The sequence below is a fragment of the Exiguobacterium sp. QJM3NY_9 genome, assembly GCF_056173545.1.
Map to the genome: position 1 here is coordinate 2,007,820 of NZ_CM149679.1, position 12,741 is coordinate 2,020,560.

Sequence of the window (12,741 nt, forward strand, 5' to 3'; positions counted from 1 at the left end):
TGAGGAGATCCCTCAGCTTTTTACTTTATGGATGGCTCGTTCGAGACGATCCAAATCTTCGTTTTCTCCAATGACGACAAGGTAGTCGCCCTTTTCAATGACTTCATCAGCTTGTAACGAAATCATGACATTTTCTCCCCGTTTGATCGCGACGACGTTCGCGCCGTACTTACTTCGTAAATCAAGATCAATCAACGTTTTGTTTGCCATGCGATCGCTGACCTTGATTTCAACGATTGAGAATTCTTGAGACAGGTCAAGATAATCCAAAATATTCGAACTCATCAGGCCGTTCGCAATCCTAACCCCCATGTCACGTTCCGGGTGAACAATGAAGTCAGCACCGATTTTCCGCAATACTTTTTCGTGGTAATCGTTCGTCGCTTTGACAGTAATCGATTTAACACCGAGTTCTTTTAAAATCAACGTTGTCAAAATCGAAGCTTGAATGTTTTCCCCAATCGCAACGATGACGTGATCAAAGTTTCGAATTCCAAGACTTTTCAATACGTTCTCATCCGTCGTATCGGCGATGACGGAGTGTGTCGCAATCCCCATGTATTCATTGACACGTTCTTCATCCGAATCAATCGCTAGAACGTCATAGCCATTCTTCGATAATTCACGGACGATCGAACCACCAAAACGCCCCAAACCAATTACTGCAAACTCTCCATTCATGTTCAACTCTCCTTCAGATTTCGCTTCGTCAGTAGTAGTGTACCCGATTCCTTCTTAAAATACTATAAACGCCTTCACAGTGCGTGAAGGCGTTTAAGATCTCGCTATTTTTTTACTTTTTCGCCTCTGACATAATCGTTATCAAACAGGAACAATCGTAAAATCAGATAGAGTGCCGGAATCAATAATAATAGTCCGAAGATAAAGACTACGACAAGCGACGTCGCCATTGTTTCGTTAACGACCGCTTTATTGATATCGATGTACGGATATAAGATATACGGTAAATGAGTATAACCGTATCCGAACCATGCAACTCCGTATTGAGCCATGACAGCAATAAAGGCAATTCCATAATTCCGCTTCAGGTAGACGAGTGCGACTGCAACACAGAAGAACACAAAACTTGCTGCGAACCACCACCAGTTACCATTCAAAATGTTTTCATAATGCCATGCGGCTTGATTCTTTAAACCAAAGAACACAAGTCCACAGACGATGATCGTTGGAATGCTCCAAAAGAGCGCCCATTTCCGAATCAAGTCACTCGCCCCTACATCTCGCGCCTTATCTGCGTAGAACAAAAGGAACATCGCACTAATATAAAGGACAGAGACAATCGCGAGTGCTACGACTGACCAGGAATAAAAGTTCGTAAACAATTTCGTCCCTAAAAACTCAACCGTTTCATTCGTTTTACGAATAAAGCCACCTTGACTAATCGTCAACGTCGTCGACATCGCAGCCGGAATCAAGAGCCCCGTCGCACCATAGAGAAACGTATAGAACATACTATCGTTCGAACCGTAGTTCGCAAAGGCATAAAAGCTGCCGCGAATCGCAATCAGAACGAGTACGATTGATGCAGGCACGAGAAGTGCCGTTCCGTAGTAATAAGCTGTGTCCGGGAAAAACCCGACGAGACCAACAAAGAAGAAGACGAAGAAAACGTTCGTCACTTCCCAAACGGGCGAAAGGTAACGTAAAATCAATCGATTCGTCAAATGATCTCGTTTTGTATATTTCGAGTAAAATGCGTAAAATCCAGCACCGAAGTCAATTGAGGCAACGATGAGATATCCATAGAGGAACGTCCAAAGTACGGTTATTCCTAGTGTTTGAATGTCCAACTCGTTCCCTCCTTATTCTTTATCGTCCGCAAACATCGCTTCACCGCGAGTATGGTGATCGTCTGCGAGTTCTTTACCGACAGGATTATTCTTAAACATACGGAGCAATACGACTGTACAAATCGTACCAAGTAAGAGGTACAACATGCTGAATAGAATCAGCATCGGTCCGACTGCAGTAGATGTCGTCGCTGCGTCAGCCGTTCTCATAATACCATATAGCGTCCATGGTTGACGTCCGATTTCCGCGTACATCCAACCTGCTTCAATCGAAACGATGGCAAGTGGTCCACCAATGAAAATACCGCGCAGTAACCATTTATTATACGGGTTCAACTTTTTCAGTCGGAATGCAAGTATGAACAAGGCGGAAATCGCTGCTAAATACATCCCAATCGATACCATGATATCGAAGAAATAGTGGACGAATAAAGGCGCTTGATCTTCTTTCGCAAATTCATTTAGACCGATGACTTCTGTATCTGGTGCTCCACCTGCAAGAATTGACAAGGCGTATGGAATCTTAACCGCACCTTTGATGTCATAACTACCATCTTCTTGCTCATCCAAAATCCCACCGAAAATCAATTCTGCTTCATTTGTCGTTTCAAAATGCCACTCCGCTGCTGCTAATTTTTCAGGTTGATATTTCGCAAGGTACTTTCCTGAAAAATCACCGACGAGCGCTGTCGAGAAGGCGAAAATCAATCCAGCCATGACTGTCAGACGAAGTGCCTTTTTGTGATACGCCGTCTCGGCTGCGGACAATGTTTTCTTACGCAATAAATGGAACGCGGCAATTGCTGCTAAGATGAACGCGACCGTCAAGTAAGCAGATACAATGACGTGTGTCGCTTTTGTTGGCGTTGCCGTATTGAACATCGCTTTTAACGGTTCGATTTGTGTTAACGTTCCGTTGACAATTTTAAAACCTTCCGGAGAATTCATGAACGAGTTAACTGTCGTGATAAAGAAGGCTGACGCCGTTGCCCCGATGACGACCGGAATCCCGATTAACCAGTGTAACCATGGATTCTTAAAGCGATCCCATGTGTACAAGTAAATCCCAAGGAAGATCGCTTCAAAGAAGAAGGCGAACGTTTCCATGAAGAGTGGCAAAGCAATCGTCTGTCCGGCTACTTGCATTAATGAAGGCCATAAGAGCGATAATTGTAATCCGATTGCCGTCCCCGTAACGACTCCGACCGCTACCGTTACGATATAACCGCGCGTCCAACGTCGTGCTAAAAGAATATAATCTGGATCTTTTCGTTTAATTCCAATGTACTCGGCTGCGAGTACCATCAACGGAACTCCTACACCAATCGTTGCAAAAATGATGTGAAATGCTAATGTGAGCCCTGTCAATAATCGACTGAGCATAACTGGATCATTGAACATGTGTGTGCCCCCCTCTTCCTAAACGTACTTCTATATATGTTTATATCCGTATCATAGAGAACATAATCATTTGTGTCTGTTCTAAATGTTTGATGTAACAAATTGTTCACATCTATTCGTGATTTTCTTCACAAAACGTTCGAAAACTAGATGATCTCGCTAAATGAAAACCCTTTACTTCGATTTGAGGCGAAGTAAAGGGCATTTCTACAGTCTTTTTACGATTCATTCAGTTTACACATATTCACGGAAGTAATGATCCAGTAAATTAATCACAAATGGGATCGCCTCTTCATCCGGATTCAACGTCGGCTGATGTAAACCGGACGTTGGATTATCGATTCCAAGCCAAAACATCATGCCTGGGACTTCTTTTAACATGAATCCAAAGTCTTCACCCGTCATCGCAGCGTCGCATTCAACATAATTTGCATTCATCTTAACGAATGAAGAAAATTTATCGACGACGTTTTGATCATTAACGACTTCGTAATAGCGGTTTCCAAATTGCAAATCAATTTTCACGCCAAATGATGCTTCAATTCCACGAACGATGTCACGTACCCGTTCTTCTAATTTTTCCATGTCAGTACCGTTCAACGCACGCATCGTTCCATCTAGCACAGCTCGACCGGCAATAACATTTTCACGAATCCCCGCATCGACCTTGCCAATCGTGATGACACTACAATTCATCGGATTGATTGATCGACTGACGATTGTTTGCAACTGCATGATGAGTGCAGCCTGAGCAACGACCGTATCGACCGTCAAGTGTGGAAATGCAGCATGACCACTTTGACCATAAATCGTGATGTGAACTTCCCGCGCACTGGCAAATAATACGCCAGGACGACTCGCAATTGTCCCGACCGGATATTCAGGTGCCACATGGAGACCATACATTTCACTCGGACGATATTTTTCGAATAATGGACTTTTAATCATCGGTTCCGCTCCACCCGGACCTTCTTCTGCCGGTTGGAATAAGAAGACGACGTCATCCATGATCGGTAACTCGACAAGACGACGAAGCAGACCTAACGCAATTGACGCATGGACGTCATGCCCACAGGCGTGCATCATTCCCGGATGCTCCGAACCAAAAGGAAGACCCGTCGCTTCTTCGATCGGCAAACCATCGATATCTGCGCGGTAACCGATTGTTCGATTTCCGGTCAACCCTTTAACACGAACGAAAACACCTGTTTCAAACGTATCGTAGCTGACGCGGTCTTCAGGATAAGAGCGAATCTGATTTAAAATAAAGGCTTGCGTCTTGAACTCCTTGAATCCTAATTCAGGTATTTTATGAAGTTCTCTTCGCATTTCAATCGCGTATTCCATCTGACTGACTTCCCCCTTCTTCTTTTACGATGTCCCAAAAGGCTTGGACTTGTTTTAACTCAAGCATGGATTCCGTCGATAAAATCCATGTATCGCGTTTCAGTACTTTACCCGAAGACGTCTTCAACGGAATCTGCATCACTTCGCTCGATTCTTGAATCGTTGACTCTGGTAAAATCGCGAATCCAATGCCGTGTAACGCCATTTGTTTACAAGTTTCGATTTGGTCGACGACGAGCGTCCGCGCAGGCGGACTTGAAAAACGATCCTGCCACCACTCGAGTATTTCTTGATAGTACGTCGAATCACTTTTGAACTGAATGAATGGTCGGTCCGTCTTACGCAACTGTTCAAGCGTCGTCAACTCACTATCAACAAGATAGAGCGGGTCTGAGAACAACCGTTCCTTGACGCCCTTCCAGTCCGGATTACCTCGAATGATGCCGATATGAAAATGTTCTTCGAGCATATGCCGCATCATTTCACTCGACCACCCTGTTACGAGTTGGACGCGTACATGCGGGTAACGTTCCACGAAACGTTTCAACACGCGTGGCAACCAATATTGTCCCATGATTGAGGCGACAGCAATCCGAAGGGTTCCGTAGACTGCCCCTTCTTCGGCAGTCAGTTCACTTTTTAGTTCTAATTCTTTTCGATTCATTTCTTTTGCGAGCCCAATGACTTTTTCTCCTTGGGGCGTAATGCTTAATCCACGGGAAGAACGAATGAACAACTTCGTCGCCCACCTGCGCTCAATCGCAACCAATCGTTGACTGAGTGCCGGCTGCGAGACGAAAAGCCGTTCGGCTGCTCTTCGCATATTCAGCTCTTCCGATAAAGTTATCAACATTTCCATTTCCGACACTTGCAATGTAAGATTCGACTCCTCATGATATAAGATGGCATTAGTTTAACACGTTAGGAAGGAAGGTACATATGTCACGCTATCATTTTATGTTAATCGTCTCAACGATTGCGACCTTAGGAAGTCTGTACTTCAGTGAAGTTCGCGGTTTCATCCCTTGTCCACTTTGTTGGTGGCAACGCTTGTTCATGTATACGACGGCATTTTATTTAATCATTACACTCTTTCGGAATCGCCCCGTCGATGCTCTTTTCGTTCGACTATATGTTGGAATCGGTTGGGCAGTTGCTGCCTATCACGTTGTTCTCGAACGCCTCCCGGATGGCGAGGCACTCTGTACGAATGGTTGCCTGATTCAATGGGTCAACTACTTCGGTTTTTTGACAATCCCAATGATGAGTTTAATCGCCTTCACCCTCTTATTGATCCTTGCCTTTTACCCGAATAAAAAAAGTGCATAAGTTGCAGATATCTGTTCAAACAAATGCGTCACGTAGAACTCACTACAAAAATTAACGCACAGGAAACCCGAGCGATTCCATTTCGATAACAGGAATGCTCGGGTTTTTCATTTCATTCCGATGCCGATACTATGCTTGACCGTTTCACTGCCACTCCCTCGACACCGCGTAGGCACTTGAAAAAGATAATTCCGATAACTGACCTTCTCCTTCACACCAATCACCTACGAAAGCAATCGACGTATCCGCTTCCAAAAAGCAAGGCAACGGCCTTTGTCCCATCTTCCATTTGATTTCTTGAACGATTGCGCGTTTCATCGTCCGCTCTGTCACAAGGCGATCTCGCCACCCTGGATAGTGGTGATCTAATAAGTCATGGGCGTGCTGTACTTTTTCTTCAATATATGTTGCTTGACTGACCTGTTTATGATCAAGATATGCGACGACTTGTAAGACTTGTCCCTCTTTCGGAGAAATGCTTGCATCATAGTGTGACAAATCCGTGACGAAGACTTGATGGTCTCGATCGAATACATAAGAAAAAGGAGTATCAATGTAAGGACTGATTCCGACATCATAGACTAGGGCTTCGGCTGGTTCAAACTGCGCGTATGGTTCAATAAAGTGCTGGATCGACAATGGTAATGCAACTTTACGCATCTCGCGAGGAGGTATCGCGAGAATTACACGCTTAGCCGACCATTCATTTTTTTGGCGATCGCGTAATCGATAACCTCCCCCACTTTGTTCAATCGCTGTAATCTTGGTTTTCCGATGGATTTCTCCCCCGTAGTCCGTCAAAACGCGTTCGAGTTCATCAATTAAGGTTTGCCAACCTCCAGCAATATATGAAACCGGTTTGCGCGTACGAAATAGTTTCCGGTAATACGCAAAATAGACAGATGACGGAATATTTTCGGGTTCGGAAGTGAAAAAATTACTCGAAGCTAAATCGAGCATTAACCTTGAGACATCGTCTTCGACCTTTTCTTGGACCAACCAGTCCCCAATTGAAACTTCCGACTCTCCACGTTCGAGTGACAATAGTGTTTTAACGACCGCCCATGTGAAACGCACCTTATCGGTTCCTTCCACTAGTTCTGTCTTCAACAGGCCGAGTGCATTCGCAGGAGCCGCAGTCAAATGTCCAGCAAACTCATATTTCGCCTTAGAAGAAGAAAAATCGAGCCATGTCACATTAAGCTTCAATTGTTTAATTAATGAACGGAGTGCTGATTGGTCACGCCCATAAACAGCATGCGCTCCATAATTGAACGTAAATCCTTTAAGCACTTGCGAAGTTGCCCTCCCCCCCAGTAAACCGGCATCGTACAGATGAATTTCCTTTCCTTGATCCGCGAGAAGTGCTGCCACTGATAAACCAGCTAACCCACCACCGACGACTGCAATCTTTTCCACTCGACGCACCTCCTTTTAAGCATCAATTCCCTTTTCTTGATTCTTTTCCCGATTCCAAACAAAAAAAACGACACCCCTAAAGGATGTCGTTTCAGCGTGTAGACAAACTATTAAAAAGCGTAAGCATGCGGTATCGAGATGCAATCCGTTCGCGCTTCCCTGTCTCGCCTCGTCTTCAAAGCGGCAATCTTCCGCGCCGCTACAGCAAAGCTGCAGGGTCGCGACCGATTGCTTTTCGCTTTAAAAGCGATTCGAGACGGATTGCGCTCTAAACCATCTGCATGCCCGGCTTTCCGTCACGGTATTAGCTAAAAAGCGTCATGTTTCGTTGACTCCTACGGGAAAAAGTGCGTTTTTAACGCACTTTCAGAGGCAGACAAGACCCTGCTCGTTGTCCGTAAGGACCAAGGAGCAACGGCTTGCGCCTCGCCCTAGGAAAGCAACGAATAAAGACGCTTTTTCTCCCGATAGCACTTTGTCTACAGTCTGAAACGAAACCCCTAAAGGATGTCGTTTTAAAAAGATACTTTGCCTCAAAGAGCAAGCATCGTCATATCATTTCCACCAGTCATCTAATGGAGAAACCGGCATATGATGTTTATGACCTACACGTTTATACTGTGTCTCTAGTTTCGTTTGACTTGCAGTTGATATGCTTTTTCCTTCTAGATAGTCGTCAATCTCATCATACGTCATCCCTAATGCGAGTTCGTCAGGTAAACCAGGTCGGTCATCCTCTAGATCAGCTGTCGGTACTTTATCAATCAATCCGACAGGTGCATCTAAATAACGTAACAATTGTTTTCCTTGTCGTTTGTTTAAGCCAGTCAACGGTGTTAAATCACAAGCCCCGTCACCATGCTTCGTGTAGAAACCTGTGACGAATTCAGCTGCATGATCCGTTCCGACGACGAGACAACCAAAGTGCGCTCCAAGATCATATTGTACTTTCATCCGTTCACGTGCCTTCGTATTGCCTTTACTGAAATCAGATAGGACTTCTCCTGTCGCGACTTCAAATGAAGCCATTGCCGCTTCTACTGCCGGCTTGATATCAACGCGTAACGAGTGATCTGGTCGAATGAATGATAAGGCAAGTTGTGCGTCCGATTCATCCTGCTGCTGTCCATAAGGAAGGCGGACCGCATAAAAATGAAAATCTCGTCCTGTTTCTGCTCTCAGTTCTTCTACAGCGAGTTGACAGAGCCGTCCGGCAAGAGACGAGTCTTGACCACCTGAAATACCAAGGATAAATCCTTTAGCACCCGTGTGCAGTAAGTATTCTTTTAAGAAACGAATCCGGTTCGCCACCTCTTCATGCGCCTCGATGACTGGCTTGACTCCTGTCGCTTGAATGATGTCTTGTTGCATTGTCACATCACACTCCTCATTCTCTATTTTTTACCAAAATTAGACGAGAATACTCCCCCTTCTAAACGTTTAGGGCGAAGCCCTAGTCCAAGTGGGGGATGAATCGTCGTCGGACAGGACGTGTCTTCCAACACGTCAATTGTCCGACGCTCTTCGTTTGAAAACAATTAAAATCAGGAAGAATTAAAATGTCACGTTCTTTGGAAACTGAAGATATCGGGTTGTGACAGGAAGTTCGTCTGTCACGTAAAATCTTCAACGTCCACCTTGCGGATGACCGAAGTAGCGAAAACTAAGCAGAGTAGGTATCCGCTCAAAAGAAACGGGCAAGATTAACGTTCAACCGTCGGGACGACGGGGTTAGCCTGATAAAGTTTCGAGCATTAGATCGAATAACTCAGGAATCCTCCACCTTTTAGCGAAGCATAGGTGGAGGAAGTTCAATAGTTTCAGTTTAGCATCATAGCTTCCCTTTAGAAATAACGGATGTCACCTTCGATGTCGAGTCACGCGCTCCCTCGAATTGTTGAACAGTCATTCCGTCGATTTCTTTTACATCGCTAGTATCTGATAATTCAATCGTCACTTCATATTCCTTTTCCTCATACGGTTTAAACTGTTCTTCTTCAATCGCTTGTGTAAAAAGATGTTCTTTCGAAAACGTGTAAATTACGTGATTTCGTCCATCACGCACCATTAATTCAAAGCGTTGTGATGAAGGATACGCAATTTTCACGTTTTGGTCATTTGGATTGTGCAACCGTACGATTGCCTCTATTGTATTCGATCCAACAGCCTGTCCTGACACGGCAATTTCAATCGGTTGATTCGACACTTTTGTTGCAAGGTCCGCTTTTTTAGTTTCTTGACTACATCCGACTAACATGAGCGCTAATCCAAGTAACAGCAACCGTGTTCGAGACCATTTCATGACGTCTCCTCCCTCTTTTCATCCATTTTATCATACAAAAAAGGAGACAAGGTTTCCCTCATCTCCCTTTCATAGTTGCTGATTAAGCAACAGGCATTTCTGTTACATCCGTTGAACCTGAGAATAATTGTTCCATCCCCGTTACGAATAACTCATCACAGATCGCATCTGTCGCTGTGATCGGTGCGACGAGTGTGATGGTCCGACTATCACCTGTCTCGATTGTAACGTACACACCAGAAGCCGTTCGTTCTTTATACCCCACTGCTAAGTCTGTTTCTGCAAAAAGTATCATGTCCCCGCATCTCCTTTGTTATGTTAGATTTCAGTTAAACCAACTCACTCGGTTAATCTCGAATCCGTTATGTTGATTTCACTTTACCAAACGTCCAAAAGAGCAGGTGAATTGTCATTCGACAATTCATGTCAAAACTTTATGCCAGTTTTCTAACCCATAAAATGGATGATATAAAAAACAAATCATTTCTTTTGAAACATGCAGATTATCATCATATTTCAAAGACATTTCAAAATCATTACAGTTTTTTCTTCTTTTTTTTACCAGGACATAAGTCTTATAGGTAAAATATGACTAGACAAAACATGCGCGATTTTGTCGAATGATTGTGCCAAACATGGTTTTTTCAAGTTCTTATGAACTTTCATCAATCAAACGGTTCATTTGTTGCCAGACTGTCCCTAGTGCTTCTTCCCCACTCTCGATTCGTGCTAAGGCGAGCTCGGCTTGGAGTGCGACTTCATATTCTTTATCTTGTGCTGCTTCTTTTAAGCGAGATACTGCCCGTTCCGTTCCAACATCGAATAGAAAGCGCGCGGCACGCCAACGAACAAGTTTGTTTTTATCGGTCAACGCTTCAATCATCATCGGCTCCGCTTCCGGAAGTGCCCAATCAGATACTGTATCCCCTGCGGTCCGACGAACGATTCCTGAAGGGTCATGTAAAGCATTCGTGATATATTCGAGCAATTCTTGACGATTCTCCTCAAACATGCCGAGCTTGACGATTGCTTGTCGTCTGATTTGCATTTTTTCATCCTGAAGCATCTTCGCATAAGCCGAGACCCAGCTTAAATCAATCGGCAATTCATCCAGTGCTGCAAACCGCTCTTTCCAGTCGTTCGAGCTAAGGGCTTGTCCATCAAACGTAACGTCTTCACCCGAAGCGAGTACTTTCAATCGTTCAACCCGCTCTTGAGGATAGGCGATTTCGAGCTCTTGCGCCACTTCCTCTAGACTATCGTCCAGTTCCCCATACCGTGGGGCTTGTTCAACCCAGCGTCGATCACTAATGACATTTTGGACAAAAGGTTGGACGAATAGTGCAGCATCCCGAAACCTTTCCGGTAACCCTTGTCGTTTTTCTTCTAATCCTTTGACGCCTTTGATTTGCATCGGGACACCGAGGATGAATTGAACAAAGAGATGCACAGGTTCGAATGCGGCATCTGTTTCATGATTTTCGACATCACTTAAATTCTCACCAAAAGCTCGGCGAATTTCGATGACGAGTGTTCGCCAATCGTATTTTGGAAAACGTTCGACGGCAAGAAAGTCACTCACTTGATAGACTGATTTAATTCCAGGAATGTCTAAAAGTTTCGTTACGTGCTCCGGCGCACCAAAAGCATGTTCAAAGGTCTGTCCCTTTTCAGAAAATGTTTCATCAACGATGACTTTCATGTTGTTTGGACTTGGTGTTGGTTCAATTGCTACAATTTTCATATCGATCCCTCCCCCTCCATCATTCAGAAACTTTAAAGAAATTGCAACGCAAAAGCTCTACGATTCGAACCGTAGAGCTTTGATGTTGTTTAAGCAAATACACGCTCGATAATCTCACAGAACGCATCCGGTGTTTCGAGCATCCCCATGTGACCACTGTCCGTTGATTCAAAGCTGATCCGTGAGTTATTCGGGCTAAATGCACTCTCTTTTGAGATAAGGGCATCTTTTTCACCATGAACAATCACACCAGGAACTGAAGTTTGATTCAATGCGCTCGTGACATCTCTCCGGTCGCGCATCGCACTTAGAGCGCGTATTGCACCTTCGACTGTCATCATGTAACCAATCTCTTTTGCTTCAGAAATTAGCATCGGATCTGCCCCTTCAGCAAATAAGCCGGGAATCATGCCGTCAACGAATGCCCGAACTCCAATTTCCTCGACACGACTAATGTTTTGATTCCGTTTTTGTTTTGCTTCAGTAGCGTCTGGTTTCGCCGTTGAATAGACGAGACCGAAACCGGCAATTTTATCTGCATAAGCTTCGACGATCGCAGCCGTAATATATCCCCCGAAAGAGTGACCAATGATAATCGGATTTTCGATTTCCCGGCGTTCCAAGTCCTTCATGACCCACTCTGCAAATCCTTCCACTGTGTCGGGTCCGACGTCCTCTCCTTCATGACCAGGGAGTCGCAGCGGCAAGACATCAAACGATAAGCGAAGCTTTGCTTCCACCCGATTAAAATAATCTGTTCCTCCAGCAAATCCGTGTAGCAATACGAGTGTTTGTTTCGACATTGACTAACTCATCCCTTCCATTCCGATGCAAGCATCCGGTAAATTGTCAAATCCATAAAACGTCCATGACTGTAGGCATAATCCTCAAGCAATCCTTCCGATTGAAAACCTAATTTTTGGACGAGTGCATTCGAAGCAAGATTTTCAGGTGCAACAAGGGCACTGATGCGATGGAGGGCGAAGTCTTCGAATCCATGTGTTAAAACAGCACGCGCCGCCTCAGAAGCGACACCTTGCTTCCAGTAGTCTTGACTGACCTCAAAACCGATTTCAGCACGGTGGTACTGCGCTAACCAATTATGAAAGCCGATTGTCCCGATTAATTGGTTGGTTTGCAAATCAGCAATTGCCCACCGAATCGCCTTCCCTTGCGTAAACTGTTCTTTGAAATAACTAATGACGTTTTTTGCTTCATATACAGTCGCTAACGGATCCGATCCGTAATAGTACATGACGTCCTCGTCTGAAAGAATCTTAAATAGATCACGTGCATCTTTATTTTCAAGTTCCCTTAGAACAAATCGTTCCGTCGTCAACTCTGGAAATGGTTTTCGTAACCCCCACATCGTTTGATCACCTCTTTTT

General features: G+C 44.5%; 13 protein-coding genes. 1 reads left to right on the top strand and 12 read right to left on the bottom strand.

The features are described 5' to 3' along the window. Positions 1-12: 12 nt before the first annotated feature. The 5 genes from AC0VYQ_RS10395 to AC0VYQ_RS10415 form a co-directional block, all read right to left on the bottom strand. A complete protein-coding gene (locus AC0VYQ_RS10395) occupies positions 13-681 on the bottom strand; it encodes a potassium channel family protein (protein ID WP_029330962.1) in 669 nt (222 codons plus the stop codon). A gap of 104 nt (positions 682-785) precedes the next feature. Further along, positions 786-1,811, bottom strand: coding sequence for a cytochrome d ubiquinol oxidase subunit II (locus tag AC0VYQ_RS10400; RefSeq protein WP_088837471.1), 1,026 nt, complete (start codon positions 1,809-1,811; stop codon positions 786-788). A 12-nt stretch (positions 1,812-1,823) separates the two neighbouring features. Continuing rightward, entirely contained in the window at positions 1,824-3,212 is a 1,389-nt protein-coding gene (locus tag AC0VYQ_RS10405) for a cytochrome ubiquinol oxidase subunit I (protein WP_029330964.1), read from the bottom strand. A 234-nt stretch (positions 3,213-3,446) separates the two neighbouring features. Continuing rightward, complete coding sequence (locus AC0VYQ_RS10410; protein WP_088837472.1) at positions 3,447-4,559, bottom strand: N-acetyldiaminopimelate deacetylase; 1,113 nt, start codon at positions 4,557-4,559, stop codon at positions 3,447-3,449. Beyond that, positions 4,543-5,433, bottom strand: a complete 891-nt coding sequence (locus AC0VYQ_RS10415) for a LysR family transcriptional regulator (protein WP_029330966.1) — start codon at positions 5,431-5,433, stop codon at positions 4,543-4,545. The genes AC0VYQ_RS10410 and AC0VYQ_RS10415 overlap by 17 nt, the downstream gene beginning before the upstream one ends. A 65-nt stretch (positions 5,434-5,498) precedes the next feature. On the opposite strand from AC0VYQ_RS10415, the gene AC0VYQ_RS10420 reads away from it, so the two are divergent. Next, a complete protein-coding gene (locus AC0VYQ_RS10420) occupies positions 5,499-5,888 on the top strand; it encodes a disulfide bond formation protein B (RefSeq protein WP_214768644.1) in 390 nt (129 codons plus the stop codon). A gap of 144 nt (positions 5,889-6,032) precedes the next feature. On the opposite strand, the gene AC0VYQ_RS10425 is transcribed toward AC0VYQ_RS10420, so the two are convergent. The 7 genes from AC0VYQ_RS10425 to AC0VYQ_RS10455 form a co-directional block, all read right to left on the bottom strand. After that, positions 6,033-7,307, bottom strand: a complete 1,275-nt coding sequence (locus tag AC0VYQ_RS10425; protein WP_475403520.1) for a protoporphyrinogen/coproporphyrinogen oxidase — start codon at positions 7,305-7,307, stop codon at positions 6,033-6,035. A 555-nt stretch (positions 7,308-7,862) separates the two neighbouring features. Beyond that, positions 7,863-8,678 (bottom strand): ammonia-dependent NAD(+) synthetase, encoded by an 816-nt coding sequence (nadE, locus tag AC0VYQ_RS10430; RefSeq protein WP_088837475.1) that lies wholly within the window; start codon positions 8,676-8,678, stop codon positions 7,863-7,865. A gap of 460 nt (positions 8,679-9,138) precedes the next feature. Continuing rightward, positions 9,139-9,609 carry a BsuPI-related putative proteinase inhibitor gene (locus tag AC0VYQ_RS10435; RefSeq protein ID WP_214807278.1) on the bottom strand — a complete coding sequence of 157 codons (471 nt, stop codon included), beginning with the start codon at positions 9,607-9,609 and terminating at the stop codon, positions 9,139-9,141. A gap of 82 nt (positions 9,610-9,691) precedes the next feature. Beyond that, on the bottom strand, positions 9,692-9,904 hold the full coding sequence (locus tag AC0VYQ_RS10440) for a hypothetical protein (protein ID WP_475403521.1): 213 nt from the start codon (positions 9,902-9,904) through the stop codon (positions 9,692-9,694). A 357-nt stretch (positions 9,905-10,261) separates the two neighbouring features. Beyond that, positions 10,262-11,353, bottom strand: coding sequence for a virulence factor (locus tag AC0VYQ_RS10445; protein ID WP_475403522.1), 1,092 nt, complete (start codon positions 11,351-11,353; stop codon positions 10,262-10,264). A gap of 89 nt (positions 11,354-11,442) precedes the next feature. Continuing rightward, positions 11,443-12,156, bottom strand: coding sequence for an alpha/beta fold hydrolase (locus AC0VYQ_RS10450; protein ID WP_088837478.1), 714 nt, complete (start codon positions 12,154-12,156; stop codon positions 11,443-11,445). An 8-nt stretch (positions 12,157-12,164) separates the two neighbouring features. Further along, complete coding sequence (locus AC0VYQ_RS10455) at positions 12,165-12,722, bottom strand: GNAT family N-acetyltransferase (RefSeq protein ID WP_029330974.1); 558 nt, start codon at positions 12,720-12,722, stop codon at positions 12,165-12,167. Between the last annotated feature and the right edge of the window lie 19 nt (positions 12,723-12,741).